The sequence below is a fragment of the Desulfobulbus rhabdoformis genome (assembly GCF_016919065.1).
GTDB lineage: Bacteria > Desulfobacterota > Desulfobulbia > Desulfobulbales > Desulfobulbaceae > Desulfobulbus > Desulfobulbus rhabdoformis.
In genome coordinates this window covers 1-25,432 of the sequence record NZ_JAFFQA010000004.1, presented here as the reverse complement: position 1 = coordinate 25,432, position 25,432 = coordinate 1, and the positions used below count along the sequence as shown (strand labels likewise).

The 25,432-nt window shown below is 50.7% G+C and carries 21 protein-coding genes and 2 pseudogenes; 12 read left to right on the top strand and 11 right to left on the bottom strand.

Features of this window, described 5'->3' with window-relative positions:
* Positions 1-84: 84 nt before the first annotated feature.
* Positions 85-531: a PilZ domain-containing protein gene (locus tag JWJ90_RS02960; RefSeq protein ID WP_205225690.1), complete on the top strand. Its 447-nt coding sequence runs from the start codon at positions 85-87 to the stop codon at positions 529-531.
* Between the two features lie 18 nt (positions 532-549).
* Here the strand turns inward: JWJ90_RS02960 and JWJ90_RS02955 are convergent, their stop codons facing one another.
* Complete coding sequence (locus tag JWJ90_RS02955; RefSeq protein ID WP_205225689.1) at positions 550-2,100, bottom strand: GAF domain-containing protein; 1,551 nt, start codon at positions 2,098-2,100, stop codon at positions 550-552.
* A gap of 520 nt (positions 2,101-2,620) precedes the next feature.
* On the opposite strand from JWJ90_RS02955, the gene JWJ90_RS02950 reads away from it, so the two are divergent.
* Positions 2,621-3,451, top strand: coding sequence for a bifunctional UDP-sugar hydrolase/5'-nucleotidase (locus JWJ90_RS02950; protein WP_205225688.1), 831 nt, complete (start codon positions 2,621-2,623; stop codon positions 3,449-3,451).
* Between the two features lie 347 nt (positions 3,452-3,798).
* Here the strand turns inward: JWJ90_RS02950 and JWJ90_RS02945 are convergent, their stop codons facing one another.
* Both JWJ90_RS02945 and JWJ90_RS02940 read right to left on the bottom strand, forming a co-directional pair.
* On the bottom strand, positions 3,799-4,719 hold the full coding sequence (locus JWJ90_RS02945; RefSeq protein WP_205225686.1) for a manganese-dependent inorganic pyrophosphatase: 921 nt from the start codon (positions 4,717-4,719) through the stop codon (positions 3,799-3,801).
* A gap of 232 nt (positions 4,720-4,951) precedes the next feature.
* The gene (locus JWJ90_RS02940) at positions 4,952-5,665 is read right to left on the bottom strand and encodes a Bax inhibitor-1/YccA family protein (protein ID WP_205225685.1); all 714 of its coding nucleotides are present in this window, start codon (positions 5,663-5,665) and stop codon (positions 4,952-4,954) included.
* 324 nt (positions 5,666-5,989) lie between these two features.
* Here JWJ90_RS02940 and JWJ90_RS02935 point away from each other — a divergent pair, with 324 nt between their 5' ends.
* The 3 genes from JWJ90_RS02935 to JWJ90_RS02925 all read left to right on the top strand — a co-directional run bounded on the left by JWJ90_RS02935 (position 5,990) and on the right by JWJ90_RS02925 (position 8,397).
* Positions 5,990-7,267, top strand: a complete 1,278-nt coding sequence (locus JWJ90_RS02935) for a double-cubane-cluster-containing anaerobic reductase (protein ID WP_205225684.1) — start codon at positions 5,990-5,992, stop codon at positions 7,265-7,267.
* Positions 7,268-7,270: 3 nt separating this feature from the next.
* Positions 7,271-8,023, top strand: coding sequence for an acyl-CoA dehydratase activase (locus tag JWJ90_RS02930; RefSeq protein WP_205225683.1), 753 nt, complete (start codon positions 7,271-7,273; stop codon positions 8,021-8,023).
* 137 nt (positions 8,024-8,160) lie between these two features.
* A complete protein-coding gene (locus JWJ90_RS02925) occupies positions 8,161-8,397 on the top strand; it encodes a hypothetical protein (protein ID WP_205225682.1) in 237 nt (78 codons plus the stop codon).
* A 159-nt stretch (positions 8,398-8,556) separates the two neighbouring features.
* Here the strand turns inward: JWJ90_RS02925 and minE are convergent, their stop codons facing one another.
* The 3 genes from minE to minC form a co-directional block, all read right to left on the bottom strand.
* On the bottom strand, positions 8,557-8,814 hold the full coding sequence (gene minE / locus JWJ90_RS02920) for a cell division topological specificity factor MinE (RefSeq protein WP_205225681.1): 258 nt from the start codon (positions 8,812-8,814) through the stop codon (positions 8,557-8,559).
* Positions 8,815-8,818: 4 nt separating this feature from the next.
* On the bottom strand, positions 8,819-9,628 hold the full coding sequence (minD, locus tag JWJ90_RS02915; RefSeq protein WP_205225680.1) for a septum site-determining protein MinD: 810 nt from the start codon (positions 9,626-9,628) through the stop codon (positions 8,819-8,821).
* 357 nt (positions 9,629-9,985) lie between these two features.
* Entirely contained in the window at positions 9,986-10,822 is an 837-nt protein-coding gene (gene minC, locus JWJ90_RS02910) for a septum site-determining protein MinC (RefSeq protein ID WP_205225679.1), read from the bottom strand.
* A gap of 1,224 nt (positions 10,823-12,046) precedes the next feature.
* Between minC and JWJ90_RS02905 the strand changes: the two genes are divergently transcribed.
* The 4 genes from JWJ90_RS02905 (at position 12,047) to JWJ90_RS02890 (ending at position 17,566) form a co-directional block, all read left to right on the top strand.
* Positions 12,047-14,338 carry a hybrid sensor histidine kinase/response regulator gene (locus JWJ90_RS02905; protein ID WP_205225678.1) on the top strand — a complete coding sequence of 764 codons (2,292 nt, stop codon included), beginning with the start codon at positions 12,047-12,049 and terminating at the stop codon, positions 14,336-14,338.
* Between the two features lie 6 nt (positions 14,339-14,344).
* Positions 14,345-14,890, top strand: coding sequence for a nitroreductase family protein (locus tag JWJ90_RS02900; RefSeq protein WP_205225677.1), 546 nt, complete (start codon positions 14,345-14,347; stop codon positions 14,888-14,890).
* Between the two features lie 17 nt (positions 14,891-14,907).
* The gene (locus JWJ90_RS02895) at positions 14,908-15,672 is read left to right on the top strand and encodes an amidohydrolase family protein (RefSeq protein ID WP_205225676.1); all 765 of its coding nucleotides are present in this window, start codon (positions 14,908-14,910) and stop codon (positions 15,670-15,672) included.
* A 346-nt stretch (positions 15,673-16,018) separates the two neighbouring features.
* The gene (locus JWJ90_RS02890; RefSeq protein ID WP_205225675.1) at positions 16,019-17,566 is read left to right on the top strand and encodes a serine hydrolase; all 1,548 of its coding nucleotides are present in this window, start codon (positions 16,019-16,021) and stop codon (positions 17,564-17,566) included.
* A gap of 289 nt (positions 17,567-17,855) precedes the next feature.
* Here the strand turns inward: JWJ90_RS02890 and JWJ90_RS02885 are convergent, their stop codons facing one another.
* Complete coding sequence (locus tag JWJ90_RS02885; RefSeq protein ID WP_205225674.1) at positions 17,856-19,388, bottom strand: hypothetical protein; 1,533 nt, start codon at positions 19,386-19,388, stop codon at positions 17,856-17,858.
* Positions 19,389-19,527: 139 nt separating this feature from the next.
* Complete coding sequence (locus JWJ90_RS02880) at positions 19,528-19,803, bottom strand: hypothetical protein (protein ID WP_205225673.1); 276 nt, start codon at positions 19,801-19,803, stop codon at positions 19,528-19,530.
* An 851-nt stretch (positions 19,804-20,654) separates the two neighbouring features.
* On the opposite strand from JWJ90_RS02880, the gene JWJ90_RS02875 reads away from it, so the two are divergent.
* Together JWJ90_RS02875 and JWJ90_RS02870 are read left to right on the top strand one after the other, a co-directional pair.
* Positions 20,655-21,500, top strand: coding sequence for a rhodanese-like domain-containing protein (locus JWJ90_RS02875; protein ID WP_205225672.1), 846 nt, complete (start codon positions 20,655-20,657; stop codon positions 21,498-21,500).
* Positions 21,497-22,609 carry an NAD(P)/FAD-dependent oxidoreductase gene (locus JWJ90_RS02870; protein ID WP_205225671.1) on the top strand — a complete coding sequence of 371 codons (1,113 nt, stop codon included), beginning with the start codon at positions 21,497-21,499 and terminating at the stop codon, positions 22,607-22,609. Before JWJ90_RS02875 ends, JWJ90_RS02870 begins: the two co-directional genes overlap by 4 nt.
* Positions 22,610-22,720: 111 nt before the next feature.
* Here JWJ90_RS02870 and JWJ90_RS02865 read toward each other — a convergent pair whose 3' ends face one another.
* Positions 22,721-23,911, bottom strand: a complete 1,191-nt coding sequence (locus tag JWJ90_RS02865; RefSeq protein WP_205225670.1) for a TDT family transporter — start codon at positions 23,909-23,911, stop codon at positions 22,721-22,723.
* Positions 23,912-24,657: 746 nt separating this feature from the next.
* On the opposite strand from JWJ90_RS02865, the gene JWJ90_RS02860 reads away from it, so the two are divergent.
* Positions 24,658-25,080 (top strand): collagen-binding domain-containing protein, encoded by a 423-nt coding sequence (locus JWJ90_RS02860; protein WP_205225669.1) that lies wholly within the window; start codon positions 24,658-24,660, stop codon positions 25,078-25,080.
* Here JWJ90_RS02860 and JWJ90_RS02855 read toward each other — a convergent pair.
* Both JWJ90_RS02855 and JWJ90_RS02850 read right to left on the bottom strand, forming a co-directional pair.
* Positions 25,077-25,196: pseudogene (locus JWJ90_RS02855) on the bottom strand (IS1595 family transposase); the annotation flags it as partial. The gene JWJ90_RS02860 and the pseudogene JWJ90_RS02855 sit on opposite strands and share 4 nt — an antisense overlap.
* 24 nt (positions 25,197-25,220) lie before the next feature.
* Positions 25,221-25,432 (bottom strand): annotated as a pseudogene (locus JWJ90_RS02850) (IS256 family transposase); the annotation flags it as partial.

Here is a 25,432-nt window from a genome sequence, read left to right as displayed (position 1 = left end):
TATTTTACAAAGGAAGGTATCATACACCGGTAAGCTGTATTTTTCACCCCCCTAAAAATTGTCCCTTATAAAGAACAGGTTGCTATGAGTTCTGACTCCCGCAGATCACCTCGGTTGACTGATTTCCTCCCCCTGGAAATTCAGGTGGTGGAGCCACAAAGCGGTCACCACCTTGCAGGCCCCTTTTCCAGTAGAATCATTGACATTTCACAACACGGTGCCTGCCTTCTAATGAGCCAGGTCATGCGAAATGGCTTCCATGTCTTTCACACAACGCAAGAACGAGACGGCTGTGAGCTTGAGCTGTGCATTAGTTTGCCTCCAAATTTTGACGACTACCAACTTTTTGCACGTCCTGTCTGGCTTGACCTCTTTCAGCAGGGTGAGATTCGAGCCTTTAAAATGGGAGTGGAGTTTATCGAAGATGCGAACAAAAAAAAAATGAAGGCACTTCAAAAGGCCCTGCGCACCAATCAGAAACAACGGGCCAGCTGGTGGCAGAGATATCACCAGGGGGGGCACAAAAACTAGGGAGATCTTTCAGGGAGCCTATTCACAGTGTTGGTTACAGACCGCATACACCGAGATCGTTTTTTCGACACCCCGCAACTGCATATCCCCTAATGGGGTCACACTAAAATCACTTTCCACGGCATCTCGCACCGGCTGCGTTATATAAATACAACATTCGGTGGATTCTGCGGCCAGGCGTTGGGCAAAATTAACGGCATTTCCGATAACAGTATAATCAAGACGCTGATCTGAGCCTATGTTTCCAATAAACAGGGGGCCGCAGGTCACCGCCACCCCCAGGTCAACCTTGGCAAACTCGATCGATTGGACAAGCCATCGTGCCTGCAGCTCCCTGAATCGGGAACGAATCATCCAGGCAGCCTGCACCGCTGCCAAATGAGGGTTTTCCTGCTGAACCGGCGCCCCAAACAGAGAAAGTACCGCATCCCCCATGAATTTATCCACCGTTCCCTGATAGCGGAAAACGGTTTCTGTAAAAATACTGAAGAATTCGTTTAAGAACCGACGCAAAAGGGGGAGTTCCACATGCTGAACCAGGCGGGTGAAGTTACGAATATCGGCAAACAAGACCGTTACCTCCGTAATCTCCCCCAATTCCATCAAATCGGTCTTTTGCGCAAGCAGCAGCTCAGCCACCTCCGGCGCCACATACTGTTCAAACAGTGTTCGCATCCGGGTCGTCTGGGCCAGTAGTTGGCGGGATCGCAAATTCTCCAGAGCGTTAGCGGCCTGACTGCAGACAATGGAGAGCATCTCCTTATCTGCAGAGGAGAATCGCTCTTCCGTGGTTTTTTGACTAATATTTAAGACACCGATAACCCGTTCAGAGATACGCAAGGGAAAAGAAATAGCCGTGACCAGCTCGGGCTGCTGAAGCAGATCAGCAAACATGGAAATATGTTGGTCTTCTTTATTGAGGATGACTGGTTTTCCGTGTTTGTACACCCAACCAGCAATCTGCTCACCTGGTGCCACCCGAATGGACTCAACCAGTCCTGCATCCAACCCTCTGGCGGCAACGATGCGTAAGCGCTCATCTTCTGTATCATAAAGCATAACAGAAATCTGGCTGGCCCCTGTTTGCTCGATGACTGCCTGCATCAACTCCTCAACGAGTTTCTGCTCGTTGTTTGCAGCAAAGAACTTCTCTCCCAACCGGTAGAGAGGAATAAGCGTCCGCAAACGGGTATTATCCCAGTTCAGCTGATAACGCTGCAAAGCCTGCTGAACGACATTTTCAAGCACCTCCGGGGCGTACAGCAACTCGACCAGCCCGGAAAATCCGGCATTGAGCGCTCCTTGCAAATCACTGACCGTCGGTTCCCCTGCCACGAGCAGAATACCGCTGAGCCCAGGTTGCATTGCGTTTAATTCAACAAAGACCTCACGCCCGTCGATACGGGGGGGATCATCTACAATAAGGACCAGGGCAACACTTTGGTTCTGGCAGATCGAGCGAACGTCCTCTACCTGCTGACAGTGGAGGACCCGCATGTTGGACAGGGCGGCACGAATCGTCAACGCCTGTGCTGTGTCGGTGGTCAGCAGAACAACAGGTGCTTTCATACAGCCTCGTCAACATTTTCTCTGTCGTGCATACGCATCACTCAAACAGCGCCATGCCAGTTGATCAATAGGTTTCCCCACATGATGGTTTCGTAAAAGGTCAAAATTTCGAATTCAGGAACGTCGTTCTCATGATATTGACGAGAACGACAAACATAACAGTTCAAAAATTCTTCGTATTCCTTTGTACGATTAAGCATCTGTGGTTGAATCGAATTACAGCAATGTTATCATTGAATCACAGGCAAGGCAAACATTAGCAGGCAAAAGCTCGGTTTAAAACAAGCTGTTGCAAGATACCAGCGCTCTCTCATACTCATTCAACATATACAATATAATGCACCTGGACAAAAAAGACCTGAACATGCCCCGCAATCCCTCTCATTTTTTTCGTTTCTGGCCCCTGTTGGTGCTCCTTTTCCTGGCAGCAGCGCCACAGCTTCTGGGTGCCCCGCTGCGGATTATTTACGCAAATGACACCATGGGGGAACTTGAAGGGTGTGGCTGAGGCCACAGCCGCTTGGGCGGTCTGCCCAAAAAAGCTTCTCTGGTTCGCGGGCTCATGCGTGATCCCAACCGTCCTGCTCTACTTGTAAGCAGTGGCAACATGCTGCTCAATAAAAATTTTACCGCCAGTGAACAAACAGCAGCGCGTATCAGAGCCAAGGCAATGGTGCGGGCTCACCAGACAATGGGGGGACGGGTTATGGGATTGGGGACACTTGATCTAAGTGGTGGAGTATCCTTACTCTCTGCCCTTCATCGTCCCCCCGAATCGACCCTACTCTCGGCTAATCTGTTGAACAGGAAAAGTCGCGCCCCCCTGTTTTCCCCGTATACGATGCAGAAGGTGGGCGATCTGCAGGTCTTTCTTATCGGGCTTACTGATCACAAGGCAATGCCCCCTGATAGGCAACTCAGCATGTCTTCCTGGAAAGAGACCTTGCCGGAATTACTCGTACAACTTGAAAAGAAGGCCGATATCCTGCTGCTGCTTTCGAATTATCCAATGACAGACAACATGGCAATTGCGCGCAGCTTTCCTGCTATCGATTGTATTTTTCAGGCAGGGCATGTGACCGGTAACAAGGCTCCAATCAAAATCGGCAACACCTTGATCAGTCAAACCGATATTCGCGGAAAATTCATCGGCGTTCTGGATATTGAATGGCATGGCCACAGCATATGGCAAAACAAAGAAAGCGCTGGTACCGCAAACAAGGGCAACATGTACAGTAATCGTTTTATGGCTATAAAAGACTCAATGCGCGATGACCCGTTAGTGGCAAATATCATCAAACAGGCTAAGCGGCGCATGATAAAGGCGCAAGCACAGCCCCAGGCACGGTAAAAGACTGGTTGCATCCTTTTAGGGAATCTTGAATAATTGCTTTTTCTTCCAATCCCTGCGTCACGCTTAAAATTTTATCCTCGGAATATCACATATATGCCTGCGGTAAAATTTTGCGCAATCCTTGGCCTTGATTGAAAAATCTAATTATTCAAGACACCCTTTAGCTAAAAAATTTAAATTCGTACGTTCACGATGCGGCGGTCTGAGCTGAATGCGAGACGCCTGCAACCAACTAGAACACAAAAAAGCCGTCGTTACGGATTCAGAAAAAAGAAAAGGCCGCCCGAAATGGGCGGCCTTTAATTTATATATAAACTGAACTATATATAAAAAACTGTCCGGTCTTAGCAGCCAAATGCTTTCTGCAGGTTCGGTACAGTTTGTTTCTTACGGCTCATCATGCCGTCAATCCACATGCAGTTGCCGTCGAGTTTGCCACCAAAAGCCCCCTCAACCAACGCATCGTCATCAGAGATAACCATCAGGTCGGTTCCCTCTTTAACAACGTCGGTCAGCATCAGCAGTACGGTGTGACGCTCGGAACCTTTCTGCTCTTTCATGGCACCGTAGAGAGCCTCGCGCATATCGGCAACCTGATCCAGGGTAGCCAGCTCAAGCTGACCAACACCAACTTTCTTGCCATTCATATCGAAGTCTTTGTAGTCACGATGGAGCAGATCCATGGGGGGTACGCCAGCTACAGCACTCTTAGCTTTCAGCATCTCCATGAACAGGCCATCGGTGTCTTTCACATCAGCGATAGCAGCCAGCTCTGCAACGGCTTTTTTGTCAGCCTCGGTGCAGGTCGGGGATTTGAAGTTTACGGTATCGCTGAGGATAGCAGCCAGCATCAGACCTGCAACTTTCGGGTCTACGGCAATGCCTTCCAAATCATAGAGGGTTTTCAGAACGGTACCGGTACAGCCAACAGGCATGGCACAGAAAAAGATCGGCTGATTGGTGGTTACATCACCGATTTTGTGATGGTCAACAACAGCTACAACCTCGCCAGCAGACAGATTGTCAGGAGCCTGGGCCAGATCACTGTGATCAACCAGAGCAAGCTGTTTGCCGGTAGCGTCAGTCAGGGTCTCAGGGGTGGCAAAACCGAACTGCTTCAATACCATCTCGGACTCAGGATTCAATCCACCGGCGACGGCGGCAACATAATCCTCGCCTTTAGCTTTCATCAACTCAGCATAGGCGATTGCAGAGGTTACAGAATCGGTATCCGGACTTTTGTGGCCAATAACATAAACAGACATAGCGTATTACCTCCCAGAACATGATAAATGACACATTGTGAATGTGCGCTTCTCTTCCATCTCGGCCTTAGAATAGGCCGGAAACAATAAAATTGATCGACCTTATAATGTAAATTTATAAGCGTCAAGAAGAAAAAAAGAGGAGAGCGAAGAAGGTCCAGCTCTTTCAAAAAAAACAAGGGGATCGACAGCATCGATCCCCTGATTTTTTAGCTGGAAAATGAAGGGCGGTTCAGTCTCTACTGCCGCCAAAAAAGCGAAGAAGCATCAAAAAGAGATTAATAAAGTCAAGATAGAGCGCAAGCGCACCGATAATCGCCCCCTTGCGCACGGCCCCTTCTCCCTGCTGCATAATGCCCTCTTCGCCTATTTTTTTTATTTTCTGGACATCATAGGCGGTGAGTCCGGTAAAGACGAGCACACCGATGGCTGAAATGGCCCAATAGACGGCCGGACTCTTGAGAAAAATGTTCACCACCGAGGCAATCAGGATGCCGATCAATCCCATGAACATGAAAGACCCCACCCCGGAAAGATCCCGTTTGGTCACCATGCCGTAGACTGCCATGGCGGCAAACATTCCGGCAGTGACCATGAAGGTGGCGGCAATGGAAGCCTTGGTGTAGGCCAAAAAGATTGTGGAGAGCGTCACCCCGTTGAGCAGCGAATACCCAAGAAAGAGTCCGGTGGCAGTCGCTGGTTGGATCTTGTCAATGCGGGCGGAAAGGAAGAAGACCATCCCCAGCTCGACCAAGAGCAAGATCATAAAGACAGGGCTGGCAATAAGGGCTTGCACCATGCCCGACTGCCCCAAGAAATAGGCAACCACACCTGTTACCCCCAAACCAATGGCCATCCAGTTGAAGACCTTTGCCAGAAAAACGGTTGATGCCTCCTGACGTGCCTCTGCGCGGGTTATCTCACGCGTTCCAATGTGCGACTGCATAATCCTTTGACCTCCATATTCTCGTTTACAAGCGCTTTCATAAGCAAAAACAATGTTTTGGTTTCGTGCTCCACATATTAACCATTCCCCGACTAAAGGCAAGAAATCTCGGGACTGGCTCTCAGCGATTTACCCCACAGCGATGCATCACCGACTTTGCGCCCCTCGTTGACATAGGTTATCCCTTTTACAACAAATGAATTATTCCACATTTCCTATTTGCAGCGTCTTGCCGGCCTGTGCTACAAGTCCTTTTTCGTCCCTAACTCACCCTTTTGGATCTATTTGTAATGCACAGGCATCGCCTGCATTTGGAGAAATTTTATGACAACATCAGCCCATCAGAAAATGTGGGAAGAACTTAACCTTGATATCCCGGCCCACGATGGACTTCTGGCGGTGCTTGGCAAGTTTTATAACGATATATACCTCTCCCAGAGCGGACGCCTCAAAGGGATGGAGTACCTTGACTTTGTCTTAAGCGAGGTACATGGGCTTCGCATCAAGGAATTACAGGATGCCAAGGCTGCTGGCCGTAAAATCATCGGTACCTTTTGTGTATTCGTTCCTGAAGAACTGACCCTGGCAGCAGGGGCTGTCCATGTTGGTCTCTGCTCTGGGGCCGAAGTCGGTTCGGATAAGGCCGAACAACTAGTCCCCCGGAACACCTGCGCCCTGATCAAATCTTTTATCGGTTTTAAACTGGCAAGGCTCTGCCCCTTTACCGAGTCCTGCGACCTGGTGATCGGGGAGACCACCTGTGATGGCAAGAAAAAAGCCTATGAGGCCTTTGCCGATCATGTGAATATGGAGGTTCTGGAGGTGCCCCAGCGGAAAACAGCCAGCGACAGGGCCCTGTGGAAAAGTGAAGTCATTCGCTATAAAGCCGTTTTGGAAGAGCTCACCGGTAACACCATTACCGAAGAAAAGTTGCAGGCAGCAATTAAACTGGTCAATGAGAAAAGACGTGCCCTGCAGCGGCTCAACCGCCTTCGCCATGCCGATCCCGCGCCAATCTCCGGCCGTGACGCCCTGCTGATCAATCAGGTGTCCATGTATGACGATCCGGTTCGTTTCACCCAAAGCATCAATACGCTTTGTGATCAGATCGAAGAGCGCATTGCAGCCGGTGAAGGGGTGGTTCCTGCCGGAACCCCGCGCCTGCTTTTAAGTGGTTGCCCCATGGCCGTGCCCAACTGGAAACTCCCCTTCATTGTCGAGAGCAGCGGAGCAGTTATCGTGGGCGAAGAATCCTGCATCGGCTCACGCAACACCCGTGATCTGGTCAGTGAAGAGGCCACCTCCATGGACGCAATGATCGACGCCCTTGTAGATCGTTACCTTCAGATCGACTGTGCCTGTTTTACACCCAATGATGAGCGCCAAGACAATCTGAAAACCATGGTCAACGACCTCAAGGCTGACGGCGTTCTGCATTACAGTCTGATGTTTTGTCAGCCCTATGAGCACGAGGCCCTGAAGACTGAAAAAACAATGCACCAGGAGCAGGTTCCCGTGCTTTCCATCTCCACCGATTACAGCATGGAAGATGTGGAGCAGCTGAAAACACGCATCGAGGCATTTATCGAGATGGTGAGCTGAACCATGGCCCTATTTGGCGGCATTGATATTGGATCACGTTCCATCGAGTTGGTGGTACGTGATCCACATCAGGTGATCAGTCGCAAAAAAACCGCGACCACCTTTGATCCCCAGGCCCAGATTCGTCGCTTAAGCCAAGGGCTTGTTTTTGAGAAACTGGTTGCCACGGGGTATGGCCGAGCTCTGGTGGAAAAGGCAGGCATTTGCCCCGACATAGAGACCATCACCGAAATCAAAGCCTACGGCCTGGGGGCCCACGATCTTTTTCCTCTGGCGCAAACCGTGCTCGATATTGGCGGCCAGGATACGAAAGCCATTGCCCTCATGGGCAGTAAAGTGGCCAAATTTGAGATGAACGACCGCTGTGCTGCCGGGACGGGGAAATTCCTCGAGCATCTGGCCACCGTCTTTCAAATTCCTCTGGAGGAGTTTGGGCACTACGCCCTGGAAGGCAGCCAGCGGCTTGAAATTAATGCCATGTGCACCGTCTTTGCCGAAACCGAGGCGGTGAGCCTGATGGCCCGAGGCACAAATCCTCATGACATCGCTCTGGGATTGCATAGTTCCATAGTCAAACGCACCCTGACCATGCTCACCCGTGTCGGGGCCAACCAGCCCCTGCTCTTTGCCGGTGGGGTGGCCAACAACCCCTGCGTGATCCAGCTGTTGACAGAAGCTCTCGGATCAGCCCCGCTTATTCCCGAAGAACCGGAGATGGTTGGAGCCCATGGGGCTGCATTGCACGCCATCAGGTAAAGGCAAGATGTTTTTTGCTTAACGACAGGGGCCTGAGCTGGTATACAGGCTATTTTTCCTCTACGGTGCCGGGGCTGCACAAGAGCCCCCAACTAAAAACGACTCGCTATCCCCTAAAAGACTTTGGAACAAGAGCAATGCCCACTATTGAGAACAGCACCCTATTGATCGACCAAGAAACCAGTAAACTGCAAGCCTTTCGCCTGGAAGACACCTCTCGTGCTCCTGTCATTATTTTGTATGTTGACGACAAACAGGCGGAACTGATCCCGCTCAATCCTGACCAGGAACCACCCACCATGGTCAAATCTGCCAATATGGAGAGCGAGGTGCAGGTCATCACCTACAAAGAGATCAACTCCTTTATGACGTAGGGAGCACCCGAAAAGCAAGCCTGAATCTCTCTGCTGAGAATACAGAGAACGGGCTTTGAGAGGTCCCTGGCGGTACGCCAAGGACAAAAAGAGAACAGGGACCTGTGGGCGTTTCCAAGGTCCCTGCAAAAACGGGAGGTTGTGTTGCCGGTCCGGAGACTACTTGCCGGGGTCTGCCAGGGAGATATTCAATTCAAGCACTTCAAAATCCCCCTGTTTATCCACTGAAAGCTTGACCTGCTCTTCGCTAATCTGGATGTATTTCCGTACAACTTCCAGAATATCGCTCTGCAACTGCGGCAGAAAGTCAGGAGTGGAGGCCGGTCGCCGTTCATGGGCAACGATAATCTGTAGCCGCTCTTTGGCCACAGATGCAGAGCCGGGCTTTTTTGATTTGAAAAAGTCAAAAAATTTCATGGCATCAGGATCCAAAGAATCGGGAAAAGAAACCCTTTTTCTGTACGTCAAGGAAGCGGTAGGGTACTTCCTCGCCCAGGAACCGGTCCACGATATCAAAATAGGCGGTACCGGCATCACAGTCTTCGGCCATGGTCACGGGGATACCCGAGTTTGAGGCGGCCAGAACCAACTTGGACTCAGGAACGGCTCCCAAAAACGGAATCGCCAGAATCTCACAGACATCCTCGGCGCTGAGCATATCGCCACCATCAACCCGGTCGGGATCGTACCGTGTAATAATCAGGTGAACATTCACCGGGTCCTCTCCCTCTTCGGCGCGTTTGGTTTTGCTGGCAAGCATGCCTATGATACGATCGGAGTCACGCACGGAGGATATCTCCGGGTTTGTCACCACCAGCGCCTCATCAGCGAGATACATTGCTGTCATTGCCCCCTTCTCGATACCCGCAGGAGAATCACAGACAATATACTCAAAGCTCTCGCGGAGTTGCTCAATGACCTTGCTGACGCCTTCCATTGTCAGGGCATCCTTATCCCGGGTCTGCGAGGCAGGCAGGATATACAGGTTTCCGACTCGTTTATCTTTGATCAGCGCCTGGTTCAGTGAACCTTCACCGTGAATGACATTGAGCAGGTCATAGACCACCCGCCTCTCGCAGCCCATAATCAGATCGAGGTTGCGTAAACCGACATCGAAATCGATGACGACTGTCTTGTACCCTCTCACCGCCAGTGCTGCGGCAACGGCCGCACTGGTGGTGGTTTTACCCACACCGCCCTTTCCGGACGTCACGACGACGACTTTAGACAACTTCGTCCCTCCTTGTTTTTGTTATATACTGCTTCTTCAGGGGGGCTCACAGGAGTACCGTATTCACACGTTGGTGACGGCAAACATCCAATGCAAGCAGACCGCGAAATGCGGAAAAAACAGGTATGCACCTTACCCTGTGTATTCAATGTTCAATGCTTTAGGGAGTCTTTAATAATTGCTTTTTCTGCCAATCCCGCGGAGTCTGGCGCTTACCTCGTCATGCTTAAAATTTTATCCTCGGAGGTAAGCGAAGACTCCGATATCAAGCATATGCCTGCGGTAAAATTTTGCGCAATCCTCGAAGTCTGCGCTTATCTGGCCTTGATTGAAAAATCTAATTATTCAAGACACCCTTTAACCACGTTGGGGCTCAAAGGCACCCAGCACGTCAAACTCCAGACCGTTTTCTCCCCTGCTGATCATCACGGTATGATTTATCACCCGGGATTCCAGGGAGTCATTGACCACATAGGCATCGGTTACGGCAACCAACTCCGGGTTGCACTGCAGACAAAAGACACGGGCATCGGCGTCCCCATGCACTCCGGCCATGGCCCGGCCACGCAAGGCTCCGTAGACATGAATATTGCCACTGGCGACCACCTCTGCCCCGGCATTTACCGAAGCCAGAATAATAAGATCCCCCTCTTGGGCAACGACCTGCTGGCCCGATCGCACCGGCTGCCTGATGACCATAGTCGGTGCTGCCGTTACCTCGGGTGTCTGTTTGGGATCAGGTGCTGGCTCCGCGACTGGCTCTGCTGCTGGTTCAGGCTTAGGCTCGGGTTCCACCGGTTCATCAGGGACCGGTTCTATGACCTGTTCTTCTTCCTGGGGAGCCACATGCTTTTCACGGGTTGCCGGAGGGAGCACACCCAGGCCGGCATCCAGCACGCGTTGCTCAACTGTCTCGGCTGCAGCCCGCACCCCGACCGGGACAAGGCCCAAACCTCGCAAAAAGGTAGTCAGCACCAGGAAATCCAAGCGCAACTGCTCGCCTTCGGGCACTGCTTTGAGATCAATCAGTATGGGGGCGTTGTTGAAAAAAGAACGGGCTGGACCAATCTTCTTTTTTAACTGCGGATACAGCAGATCTGGATTGGTCTCCTTGACATAGAGTACCATGACGGTGAGCACACTGCCCTTGAGTTCAAACACGGAGGCTTCGCCGGATGTATCGCTTAGTTTCATGAATCACAATCTTTAAAGGAGATCTTAAAAGCGCATGTATACCTATTCACACAATAAATCTCAAGGATACTCTGCACAGCACATTGGGAATATTTCCCCTTAAACAACAAAATCATTGCCGGTCGTCAGGGACGGAGCCTTTGCCTTGCAACACCTCACCACTGTTAACAGTTTCCGAACCTGAGGGGGACAATAGCTTTTTAAGAGATACTGTCCGACTGTTGGTTTGAGAGGGGGCAGAGCCAAAGTGACTTTTTCGATTGAGTGGGGATTCGGCCCATTCTACCATGCCGCAGCATACCCCATATTGAAAAGGAGCAGCCCATGAGCCCAAGGGTCAATGAATATTTTCCTTGCATACGAACCAGGGAAAATATACGTGGCCGGGCACCTGGGGCCAAATGCTGTACGACTGGGTCTTGAGCAAAAACAGGCTCGACAGCGCCAAAGTAGCCTGGCCCTGGAGCAGGATCCACAGGACACAAAAGGATTGGCGAATTTTTTTGTAACCTGAATCCGTGACGGTGGATGGTCTCTGAATAACATATTCAGTTGATAATGCACAAATTTTCAAACTAATTTATTTGCAATTCAGGGTGTCTTGAATAATTAGATTTTTCAATCAAGGCCAAGGATTGCGCAAAATTTTACCGCAGGCATATGTGTGATATCGGAGTCTTCGCTTACCTCCGAGGATAAAATTTTAAGCATGACGCTGGGATTGGCAGAAAAAGCAATTATTCAAGATGCCCTTCAGTTTCACCCACCGTCCTTTGGGGCATCCATTAGTACGCCACCTTCACTGTTCCTAACAAGCCGATAAAGTTTACTTTAATCGACATGTCACAAACAGCGAAGCTGACACGCCAATGAATGCTCACGGATCCAGGTGTAAATAAAAAATTTGTATTCAAAGTCGTACCGAACCCGTCTCCTGCTGTCAAGCCCCAGAGCAAAAAACCTGATGCCACGATCGCTTGTCGGCCCTGGGGGTGTGGCCTCAGTCAACTCTTCCCTTGTCCCCGGATTCAGGAAAAGAATGCTGGTTTCGGGCAGGGCTTTCATGTTAAGCTTAAAGCGACTTCAATGAGATAGGGCGTATCCCAAGCACATCCCTCCCGATTTCATTGGGAGCCATCTCTCGACAGGACGCGCCCTTGCCCCCTGGTTCTCTTTGTCATCTCCTGTCAACGGGCAGGACAGATTTTAACAAGGAGTCTTCCCATGAACGAAACCGATGCACTCCATTGGCATCTTTATCGTTACGGCGCAATACTCTCCCGCCAGGTTGACCGTCTCTATAATGCTCTGGAAGAACTGGAACGGAGCACCCTGCTCTATCTCAAATCGCAGGCAAACGACTCCGAAACTGCAATTGACCGGTGGCTGAGCCAAGAGCAGTTTCTTGTTGACGATGATGGATTTTTCCAATCTATTCCATTGCTCAAGGCCTACCGGGAGGGTACAGCCCCCTCCGAGGCGATCAGCTTCTCCTGGGGTAGCCAGCTCAGGCACGATCGCACAGCCCGCCGCCACCTGTACAGCCACCGGAACATAGGCCCCCAGCTGCAACGTATCCATCAACGGCTGCAAAACGTTGGCTGGATCTATTTTCAGGATGCGGGCAACATAGCCCTGCAGTACCCCTTTATCGATCAGGCCACGGCTATCCCCGCTGATTTTGACTGGTCAACGTACCATACCTTCCGTTCAGTTTGTCCTGAAAACAACCCGGAGCGAGCAATCTGCTGGACTGCGCCTTCCATTGATTATGCCGGTAAGGGACTCATTCTTTCTGTCTCTATTCCCGTGTGGCAAGATGAGCGTTTTATAGGCCTCTGGTCCATTGATTTACCGCTGCGTTTTCTCTACCAGGATTTTGCCACGCAACAAGCTTTTGGTGAACAACAGCAATGGATAACCGATAACAAGGGATTGCTCCTCCTCCATGACAGGTTACAAGCCGAAATCAACCCGCAACAGGGCCAGCTCTTTCTCCATCCGTTGAGTGAGCTCGGAGGAGACTGGGCAGACTTTACCATGGACCAGTTGCAAGGAGAAAACGGCCAGCTCACCATGACCGATGGCGAGGGCATCGAGCGTATAGTCGCCTATCTCCACATTTCCAAGGTAAACTGGACACTCTTTTGCAGTATGCCTACGGCTTCACTTGAGGAAGCGGCTGCCAAAAGGCTGGAAGGCGCCTTTCAACAGATCGCCGATGGTCATTATGGCAGCAAGGTAGCCTCCTCATCGTCCAATGCGATTATTTCCACATTAATTGAAGGGTTTAACCGGATGAGTCAACGCCTTGCCCAGGCCGAGCAGGAACGGGAGCAGGCTGAAATCCAGCTGCGCCAGTCCCAAAAACTGGAGGCGATTGGCCGACTTGCCGGAGGCGTGGCCCATGATTACAACAATATGATCAACGTCATACTGGGCTATGCCGAGTTAGCCTTGGAACGTGTAGAGCCTGAGGATCCTTTACACCGGGACTTAAATCAGATTCTTGAAGCCGCCAAACGCTCCATGGAGATTACCCGGCAACTGCTCGCCTTTGCACGCTGCCAGAACATTGCCCCCAGAAGGGTTGACTTAAACACAGAAATCAAGCCCCTGCTGGCCATGATCACCCGGCTCATTGGCGAGGAAATAGAACTCCGTTTCTACCCGGGGACCGATGTCTACCAAGTCAACATTGACCCCACGCAAATCAATCAGCTGCTGGTTAATCTCTGCGTCAATGCTCGCGACGCAATCGGCGGCGTCGGCAAAATCGTGGTCGAAACCACCAACACCATACTTGATCAGACCTACTGCGACCTGCATCCGAACTTTCACCCGGGTGAATATGCTCAACTGGCCATCAGTGACGATGGGGCAGGCATGGATGAGGAAACACAAAAAAATATTTTTGAGCCATTTTTCAGCACCAAAGAGCAGGGCAAGGGAACGGGATTGGGACTGGCAACCGTGTATGGTATTATCAAGCAAAACAAAGGTTTTATCAACGTCTACAGTGAGCCGGGCAAAGGTACCACCTTTCGCCTTTACCTGCCACGTGATGACGGCGACTCAGCCACATCCGAGGGGCTATCCCTTGCAGAAGGACCACCGACCGCTCAGGGCGAAACTGTTTTAGTGGTTGAAGATGAAGCAGGTATTCTCAATCTGGTTAAACGCTTACTCCAGGAGCTGGGATATGTTCCTCTGGTTGCCGCTTCTCCACAGGCGGCCATCCAACTGGCCACATCCCACTCTGGTGCCATCGATTTGCTGATCACAGATGTGATCATGCCCCAAATGAACGGCCGAGAACTCGCCAAAGAGTTACAGAAAATTTTGCCGGAGCTCAAAGTGTTGTTCATGTCTGGATACACCTCTAATATCATTGCAAAACGAGGAATTTTAGATATAGATGTCATTCTCTTGCAAAAACCGTTTACCAAACAAAATTTTGCTGACAAAGTTTATCAGGCTCTTACAAGCTCCACGCCTCTCAACTCGCACTCTTGATCCCTTATGGACTTCTCCTCCCTTGTGACCACTCGGCAAAGTGTCCGGCGTTACAGCGCCAAACCCGTTGAACCGGAAAAGATCGAACAACTGATCGAAGCGGTTCGTCTGGCTCCCTCGGCCAGCAATTCGCAACCCTGGCATTTAATCATGGTCACTGATCCTGAACTCAAAAACCAGGTCGCTCATGCTACCTATAGTTCTCTGGTCTCCTTTAATAAATTTGCCCCCCAGGCTCCAGTACTGGCGGTCCTGGTGCTTGAAAAGCCCAAACTCATCACCCAAATTGGCGGTCGCCTCAAAGCTCGGGATTTTCCGCTTATCGATATCGGCATCGCCGCCGAGCATTTCTGCCTGCAGGCTGCTGAGCTGGGGTTGGGAACCTGCATGCTCGGCTGGTTCGATGAACCCAAAGTGCAGCACCTGCTCAATATCCCTCAAAATCGTCGCATCGGGCTCCTGATCACCCTGGGCTATTCTCAGGAGGCTGCACCACCACGCCCCAAAAATCGAAAATCGCAGGAGGAGATGTCCAGTTTCAACAAATATTAGCCCCCAAGGAGGTTTGCATGTGCCCTTCTCAGGTTATCGACAGCCATATCCACTGCGGTATTCAACACTCCCGGCTGCCCATCGATGATATCAGGCCTCTGCTTCTTGAAGAGGGCATCACCAGCAGTTGTATGTTTGCTCCGGTGGAGGATATATACGATCGATATGATCGTGACTTTGAAGACACTGCCCGATGGCAACAAACACGGCACCGGGCAAATCAGTACCTGCTGGACCTGGCCGATACCGGCGAGTCGGTGTTCCCCTATCTTTTTATCTGGAACGATTTTGCTGTCGAAGAACTCAACCACCCCTATCGGGGGATTAAATGGCATCGCCACTCCAATGAGCCGGTTTACCATTATGAGGATCCCCGCTGCCGGGAGATACTTGAAGAGATCTCACGCAGACAGCTCCCCATTGTTCTTGAAGAAAGTTTTGACAATACCTGCAATTTTATTCAGAATCTGGCTCCCGACGCCATCATTATCATCCCCCACCTGGGAGGCTTAAATGGAGGGTATCGGGCTCTGGACGAGTCCGGAATCTGGAAACGCGACAACGTCTTTGCCGACACCGCCCTGGCATCCAGCTCGGAAATGCGCGCCTTCATTAACCAATACGGTGTTGAAAAACTACTCTTTGGCAGCGATTACCCTTTTGGGGATCCAGGTGGAGAGTTGCGCAAAGTGCAGCGCCTGTCTTTAAACAACGACGAGTATGAAAAAGTGGTGGCCGGTAATATTCTCAACTTGTTGGGGGCCGGTGGCACTCCTCTTTGAGGCTGTACAGTCCTTCTTCCCCCTCTTTTTTCCGGAAAAATTGAAATTTGTGATTTTTTCCTCTTACATTGTATAGATAACACGCTATCATGGGGATATGCTCTCTAAGGGTGTCTTAAATAATTAGATTTTTCAATCAAGGCCAAGGATTGCGCAAAATTTTACCGCAGGCATATGTATGATATTCCGAGGATAAAATTTTAAGCGTGACGCCGGGATTGGCAGAAAAAGCAATTATTCAAGATGCCCATAAGGTTTTCAGAGGGTATGCTGTTTCAAAAAACAACCTTCAGTGCGACGTTAATCGTCAACTGTGTAAACAATAACCTTAACCGGTGTTACCGCAATGAAGTTGCTGCGCATCTCTGCTCTCCTCTCCTTCTGTCTCTTTCTGCTCCTGACGCCTGCTTTCGGTGCTCAGGCAGTCAAACACTATGCCCTCGCTTATACCTGGAACCAAGAGATCCAACGTGCCCTGCATGACCGGGACATTCTGGCCCGAGCCCTCTCTCTGCAAATAGACAGTCAGCTTGAGATCGTGAGTAACAATAAGCAGTACGGAGTTATCTATCCCCTTGATGGCACGCTGGCCGAGGTCCGCACCCTGGCGCTCAACCAGTCTGATAGGCTCATAAAGGCAGGATACAAACCTGCAGAGATCCTCCCCAAAAACAATTATACCAAACTCTACCACCTCCTCCTGGCACAAAACAGTGACCCAAAAGCGTTGCTCACCAAGTACGATAGCTATCTCCCGACCCTTGAAGGGGAAAAACGCAGCAATCTGCATATTGAAAAGATTGGCATCAATAATTTTGGTCTGGTCTACCACTGCTGGACCCCCCAGGCGGGCTCTCAAACCATAATTCAGGCCTTACGGCTGCAAGCCGAAGCGAGTCCCCCAAAATTGATCACGGCAACAGTTCGACCTGTTCTCCCCCTAATGGTCAGTGTACCCACCCTGGAGGATGCCTCAGTTCCTCCCCAAAAAACCAGCATTGGCACAGTAACCAATGATCCCCTGCCCTGCAGTATTGCCGCAGTTCCGGTTGAGGCCAAGGCTCAGCTTGTCAAACTGGTACCGGCACGCATTGCCAAGCCAACCAAAAGGCGCGTTGCCCTGATCAACAGCAAGGTACAAAAATTTCTCCGTGAGCAACGCAACACAGGCAAACTGCGCCGCTATGAACGAGCAGCCCTGGTTGCCTATGACCTCACCAACGATACCTACCTCTCCAACATCAACTCGTACAGATCTTTTCAGGCGGCAAGCATGATCAAGCCCTTTGTCGCCCTTGCCTTTTTCCATCAGGTCAAGCGGGGGAAGCTCACCTATGGGCCTAAATCCCACCGCATGATGGAAAAGATGATTCAGCAGAGTAACAATAATGCCACCAACTGGTTCATTCGTCGCCTCGGCGGACCGGCCAAATGTAACGCGCTGATCAACTCCCATTATCGGCACCTCTTTCGCAAAGTACGCATTCGCGAATACATTCCGCCGGGAGGCAAAACCTATAAAAACAGTGCCCTCCCCCAGGATTACGTCCAGTTTCTCAAAGCCCTCTGGCACAAACGGCTCCCCTACTCCAGTGAAATGCTCAGGGTCATGTCGTTGCCCGGACGAGACCGTATCTTTTGGGGGACCAAGGTTCCCCGGGGCACGCAGGTCTATAACAAAACCGGCTCAACGTCCTACCTCTGTGGCGACATGGGCATTTTGGTGACCAAAACCAAAAACGGTCGCCGCGTCCCCTATGCCATTGTTGGTATTGTTCAGCGCTCGTCCGCACCCAAAAATTACAGACAGTGGATGGATCATGGAGGTGGAGTCATTCGGGACTTCTCAAGCCTGGTCTACAAGGAGATGAAGCGTAAATACAACCTCCAGTAACGCTGCACCAGAAACACAAAGAAAAAAGGGGCTCGAGTCAACTCGAGCCCCTTTTTTCTTTGTGATTACCATCAAAGCTCCGCTGGAAAAGAAGAATTTGTGCCGGGTGCCACTTCTCTTCCGCAAAAGGCAAAGAGTCGGTAAACCGTTTGCCCTGTCGCGGGCATGGCCCGTCTCCAGCCTCCCAAATGTTATCGTACTCGGAGCGGGCCTTGCCCGAGACAAATATTGCAGCTGAGTTTCAGTGATAATAATTTTTTTTGTGTTTCTTGCGTAACTGAAAAGCTTCTTATCTGATGCCGCCAAAGGGCCGCATCTCGGTATCACAGACGCCCCCCACGCGGACCAAACGTTCTTTCCCGGCACGGTTGCATTGTTCGCCCCTGTCGGAAATGCGGCAGCGGATCTCCAGAGGTTTTCCTGCATTGACCCAACTGGGGGTTTTACGGTAACGGCTGGTTGCTTTTGTAGAACACCCACGGGGAATCCCATAGGGCCGACAACGAGACGATACTCCGGCAAGACTGACCCGGCGCCCATCCACCAAAAAACCGCGATAGTCATTCACCAGGCGCAACTGATCCCCCTTGTCGGCATCACGCACTTCAAGTGCGGAAAAAAAATAATCGTCTCCTTGCTTTTTTCCCACCTGTATACGGGTATTGGCGATCAGGGCATAAGCCTTTCCCCGTCGGGCCACCGCACCCGACATATATTCGATCCGCTTCAACTGGGGGAAACACTTCCCCATGGCCGGGGCATGATAGTAGTGGCGCAGGCTTTTAAGATCAGCAAGCGAATTTCCCGGAAACAGCGATTGCAGCTCACGATCATCACCAAAGAGAATCCGTTCCACGTCGGTAAGACTCTGGCGATACATCGCCTCCAACTTCTGATATTCTTTTCCGTTTGCGGCCTTTCCTGCTGCAAGATCGTCACGCAAAAAACAGGAGGTCAGCCCTGATATCTGCGTGAGGTATTCATCCCAGATATTGTACTGGGAGACCTTGGAACAGACCCCTTGAAAATCTCCAGGTTCCCGACAACCTAATCGAGTCGCACAGCCTTCGAGTCCACGGTTACGAATTGACAGGGCAATAATGTTTCGCTCACAGGCACCATAGCTACTGCAGCCCCTTCCTAGATGCCCTTCAAAAAGGGCTGTGCGCATGACATAATCCAGATGCTTCGCGCGCTTGAGCTGCGCTTGTGACCAACGCCCTGCATGCTCCCGAATGAATCGATTCCAGGCCTTATCCAAACGAGCCCGTCGTCCCACAAGCTGAGTGTTAACCGTAGCACAGGCCCTGGAGTTATGAAAACTGCGCACAATCTGATCCAGCTCTCCCTGGACAACCCGGGGCCGAACTCGATGAGATGCAGTTGGGGCAGGATCAAACTGAGGCGGTTTGCTCATAGAGTAAAGCTTGCGAACATCAAGGACATACCGCATCCCTGGTCGGCACTGATGACTTGCAACCCGCATTGCCTGTCGAGCCTCCACCATACGCTGAAAACGTATAGCATCGGTTGGCCCAGCCTTACGCGCATCAACCACGACCTCAAACCCCACATAGGGAACCCCATCGCCGTTGGTCAGCGGTTTTTCATTTTTCACCATCACACAGGGGATAACCGATGTCCCCTGGGCCAACCGTCCAGCCGGTTTGCCGGGACCATTCTTGCCGAAACTGTCCACCCGGAAATAGGGGATATCTGTATCACCATTAAAACGATACAAGGTCATCACCGGGGTTGCCGGAATGCTGGCCCAGGCCTGGGCAGAGAAAAAAACACCAAGAATAATACAGAAAAATCGCATGGGAGCCCCCTCATATTTGAGAGATAAAGAAACGTGCCGGTGGCAAAGACGAGGCATATTTCCGCCCAGAACGTCTCTTTTTGACTCCACTTTTACTGCGCTCCCAACAAAAAAAAAAGAGAAGACTCGAAAACGAGAATTATTTCCTGAAGACGTGAGGAGCGACCTCATTCAGGATGACGCGCCCCTGAGAGTCGTAAAAAATGTCGCCCACTCCATAGACCGTGTGTAAATTTTCTGGCTCCCGACGCCATCGTACATCGAAGGCCAGCAGTGACTGATCTTTCAGGTGAAACTCGGCAAAGGCGGACATGATCACGTCATTGAGGACAATATTGGCGTTTGTAGCCCGATAACCGGTGAATTTGCCGAAATTAGCCTTGATATCTTTAACCTTGAATCCGTGAGCATTCATCAGTGCGCCAGTTTCGTTGTTTGTGACATGCCGATTAAAGTAAACTTTATCGGTATGTTGCAGGCAATGAAGGTGGCGTGCTAATGGATACCCCAAAGGGCGGCGGGTGCAACTGAACAATTCATGAATTTATAAAAATACGTTGTCTTATTAAAAAGATGCGTTGTTCAGTAACCACCCGCCGTCACGGATTCGGATTTAATCAATGTGTGTCCACGTGGAGAGTTTTGCTCACGGCTCTTCCGCTCGTTGGGGCAACCAGTTTTCCAGGCCAACCGTTTAGCGATCAAGCCGTGCTCTAAAGTGTACGCCCCCTCTCCCCGCATTCCCATAAAATCAGGGATAAAGGGAACAATGGGAATTGGGTGGTTAGAAGGGAAGAATCTCTCCTCCCTCCATAGATAATTCATAGTGAGGAACAATCGCCTGTGTTAGAGTGACAAAATACGTTAGCAGTTACAGGGTACCGAATCTGCGGTATTATCGGCCAGCTTACATAAGGTGTACGCGGCACAGGCTGATATCTAACATCTCCGGCACCAAGCAATCACTTGCGAATCCGAAGATACAGGTTCTTTCGGCACTTCTCCCCTGTTCGGTCATAAAAATACAGGGAATCTTGAATGATTGCTTTTCTGTCTATCTCGCGGAGTCTGCGCTTAGCTCGCCATGCTAAAATTTTTATCCTCGGAGGTAAGCGAAGATTCCGATATCAATCATATGCCTACCGTAAAATTATCAGCAATCCTTGGCCTTGATTGAAAAATCAAATTATCCCCCCTTCTAATGCACAGGCCCGACACGAGAGGCGAAGTACTCTTATTTTTCATTTTTTTTTTGGAGAATTTATTATGAAATGGTTGCAGTTTTTCACCCCGGTCTCTTCCATCACCTGGCAGGAAGCTCATGAGCTAACCAAAGAGTATCCAACGGGCGAGGTTACCTTTCTTGATGTGCGCCAACCCAAAGAATATAAATCCGGTCATTTACCAGAGGCCAAACTCATTCCCATGGGAGAGCTGGATAGCCGCCTGGGAGAACTTGACAAAGAAAAACCCATTGTCATCTACTGCGCCATCGGGGGCCGCAGCCGTGTTGCTGCGCAGATGCTCGCTGGCAAAGAATTCAAGAAAATCTATAACCTCACCGGTGGTATCAAGGCCTGGGAAAAACAGGTCGCCGTTGGTCCGGAAGATATTGGCCTTCACCTTTTCTCCGAAGCGACCACGGCTGAGGAGGCCCTGATAATTGGATTTGGCCTGGAGATGGGCCTGCGTGATTTCTACCTCTCGCTTGCACAAAAAGTCTCAAGCGAGGCCACAAGATCTCTTTTCCACCTGCTTGCTGATATTGAAATTAAACATCAACAGCGCCTGCTCACCCTCTATCAGGACCTCACGGGAGAGGCGATACTCGAGGATGACTTTGCCCAGAAAGTCGCTGAACCAGCCCTGGAAGGAGGACTGTCCACTGAGGAATATCTCAATCTTTACAAGACCGATCTGGAATCTGAGTTGGAAGTCCTTGGTCTGGCCATGGCCATTGAGGCGCAGGCTCTTGATCTGTACTCACGGGCAGCCGAGCAGCACAGAGCCCAGTCGGAATTTCGCAAAGTGATGCTGGACATTGCCGAAGAAGAGCGAAGTCATATGAAAAAAATCAGTGACTACATCGACCAAACCGCAGGTGAAGCATGAAAAAAGAACTTCTGCTCATTGGTGGAGGTCATGCACATATGGTTACCCTGGCGCAGCTGGACACCTTCATCAACAAGGGGTTTGGGGTCACCGTGATTCAGCCTTCCGAATATCATTACTACAGCGGTATGGGCCCTGGCATGCTTGGAGGGACCTACCACCCCGATGAGATCCGTTTTGCCACCAGAAAACTTGTCGAGAGCAAGGGGGGACGTTTTGTTCTGGGCAAGGCCAAACGCATTGATCCCGACAAGCAACAGGTCCATCTGGAAGGAGAATCCGCCCCTTTAAGCTATGATGTGCTCTCCTGTAACGCGGGGTCCTATGTTCCACGCTCCATCATTGCAGGAACGGGGGAACAAGTCTTCACGGCAAAGCCCATAGAAGATCTGTTGGCAGCCAGACAACGCATTCTCCTGGAAGCTGCCAAGGCCACCATTACCATAGCCATTGTCGGCAGCGGCCCCTCCTCCATTGAGATTGCGGGTAATATCCACCAGCTCTGTAGCCAAGAGGGCATATACATGCCTCGCATTCAAATCTTTGCAGGGAAACAACTCCTTGCCGGCAGGCCTGGACGGGCGCAATACCTTGCACGCAAATTACTGAGCCGCAAGGGAGTTGAGATTCTAGAGCAGGGGTATGTAAAACAGATCGAGTCGGGTAACATCCTTCTGGAGAATGGAGAGCAGTACCAGGCCGACCTCCTCTTTCCTTCCATTGGAGTCAGGCCCTCGTCTCTGTTTGCCGATTCTGACTTGCCCATTGGTCCGGATGGCGGCTTACGGGTGAATCGTTGTCTTCAATCCGTTGCCCACGGCAATATCTTTGGAGGGGGAGACTGCATCTATTTTGAAGAGGGACCGCTGGACAAGGTCGGCGTCTATGCAGTACGCCAGAACCCCGTTCTCTATCACAACCTCCTTGCAGCCCTCGAAAACAGGCAGTTTGAGGTCTTTCAACCGGGTGGCTCGTATCTTCTGATCTATAACCTGGGTGACGGAGAAGGCATTTTCTCCAAATGGGGGCTGACCTTTTCGGGCAAATTGGCCTTTTACCTGAAAGACATAATCGATCGCAAATTTATTGAGCGGTTTCAAAATGCCTAACCCTTTGTATCCGTGAACATTCATCGGTGCGTCAGCCTCAAAGTTGGAGACAGGTCGATTACAGTCCACTTTATCGGCTTGTTACGAACAGTGAAGGTGGCGTGCCAACAGTCACGAAGCAGAGGAATCCTTCATCGAAACAATCGGCCCCGCCGGTCCTGCAGGTGGTCGAAAGAGATGACCGGTGATCATGCCTTTGGTCGTACCAAAGGCCGCCACTAACCAGGCGAGAATCAGCCCAAGAAAAAAACAAACGCTGGCCCAGGCAAAAAGCGGTAGGCCGGTATGGTGCGCCAGTTGCGCCGTGCCCGTCACACAGGTGCCAACCGGAAAGGTAAAGGCCCAGTAAGTCAGGGCAAATTTCATATTTTTACGGTGTGCCCTCAGGGTCAGCAGAATAGCCAGGCAGGTCCAGAGCATCACAAAACCAAAAACCGGGACGCTATAAAAAACTGCAAAGAGCTCAAATCCAAGGGCTATCTTTGCCGGAACCGCCCCTTGGGCCACCGTGCCAAGGATTCCGGCCGCGGTCATGGATTGCCCCAAAGGTCCCAGCACAATCCAGAGAGTGGGCACCCGCGAGGTCCCTGAGGTGCCATGATGGGCCAGGCGGCTCCAGATCATGGAAATGATGATCACCGCAGCGAAAAGACTGAGACCAAAAAGGGAAAAGCAGCCATAAAAAAGCGTTTCCCGCACTCCCCCAACAGGTGCATGGGGCACAAGCATGGCCCCAATAGCAGCGGAGACCATGGGTGGCACCACCGGCATAAGCCAGCCGCCAAAGGCCGAATCGGGCCGAACTGCAAAGACAGTAAACAGACGGTAAGGAATGATCACCGCAGAGCAAAGCCCTCCCACCGTGCCTATGCACCAAAGGCTCCAGGCAATCCTGAGGGCAAGCTCCTGACCAACCAGCCCCTGCCCAACCAGCAGCGCACCGCCGGCAACCGTCAGGGCGGCCATGGGCGGAGCCCCGTAAAACTGGGCCATCATCGGATCCCGAAAATGGCGAATCCAGGCATTCTGGCGATGGACAAGAAAAAAAACCGAAGCCAAGACAAGGCCTACGAGCATCAGCGAGGCAAAACACCAGACAAGAAGGGCGAATCCTTTGAGGTGACTGGAGAAAAGCGGTAGGGCGGCGGCAGCATTGGCGATAATGCCAGTTCCCATGACCGAGGCAAACCAGTTGGGTCCCACCTCATAGTCAAGATTGGCGCCGGTTACGGTATAGAGAAATCGTTTCCACCACAGTCCTTGAGCGTCTCTATTCTTGCGATCCCTGTCCATACCCGACATATCTTGCACCTACACACACCTCATTGGGTAAACGACCATATGCAGTCGAATCCACTGCGTTATCGTCCTGTTGATATAAAATTGAACTTCTCTCTATTTAGAGCAAAGTTTAAACCGGATGTTGATATTTCTGGCCTGGCTTCCACCGATATCGAGCTTCTCAAGCACACTCTTTTATGCTCGAAAGTAAGGCAAGCCCCCCCCTGAATCCATGACGACAGAGCCTCCTTTCATGCGATAATGATTGCGGATCTTCACCTTGTGCTCATTTGTCCTGGGAAGGAACGTATCCTGGTGGGAGCATCCCACTGAAAGGCCTCTCCCAAAGTTGACCTCCCACGTCGTGTCTGACCTAGTAACTCCGCGTTGCACTTCGCCACTGCCAGCGTCTGCACTCAACAGGCAAGACCTATATTCCTTACCTGCCTCCAGTGATTCGCTTTGGCCACTTCCAGGCATGGGGAACAAATATGAAGGGGTTACGATTACTTGTGCCGAAGATGCGAGGCCAAAATACAGGGCTCAAAAAACAAATGGGAAAGGCAACCAGAAGGATTAATTCTCTTTGCCGAAAAAAATATCCGGTTTATTGTAATAATACTATCTTGTTTCTCAACCCAAACCTCCCGGAACCCCCCTACTGAACATAACATGCTAGAACAACAAAATAAAAAAAAACATCCCGGCAAAAGGCCTACAATTTGCAAAAAAAACCATTGCTATTTCCCATAAATAAAGGCGCAACGATGAATCGAAAACTCGTACAATTTATACTAATCTCATTCTTTTTCTGCCTGATGAGCGGTGTTGCTTTCGCCTCGTCGTTAACGGGTCAGGAAATTTTGGAGCAATTCAATCTTGTCGTTTTAGACGACGCCACATCAACAAGTCATGTTGATGGACGCACGTACGTTGGAGGAAAACTTACAGGTGGAGATTACGTCCAACACCCTGACTCAACCCCTACCTCTGCATATGCAGGATTGACCGTGAAAGAAAATGCTTCAAATATCCATGTTAACGGGCTGGGTACTGTGATTGATGGAAATCTCACCAATTCTATAATCAACACAGGAGAAGCTGTCGTTCTTGGTACAGCCAGCAGCAATACTTTTAACAACCCGGCATATGTCGGCAACGATGGAGGAAATAATAATTTATGGCTCTAAACTATTTTCAGTTGTTTGCCCGGAGCATGGGCAAGGCATGCGTTCAGTAAACGCATTGGAAGCTCATGTTCCCAAAAACGACGATTAAATCGATAACAGAATTCGGAGTTATGGTCAAGTCTGGTGTTTAAGAATAGCTCTCACATGACGGCCCTGTTCAGTTCGTCTTCTGTTAAAGGGGTGATAGGATCCCCATCCTTGAACTTGACACCCCGGATAATATCGGCAAGGAGCTTGAATCCTCGTAGCCTTTGCCACTTTTTTTCTGCACTCATTCCCAGTTTATAGACCATGGCCAAGATTGTTCGGCGGGCAACACAGCCCCGGGTCTTATCTGTTCTTAGCCGTACTG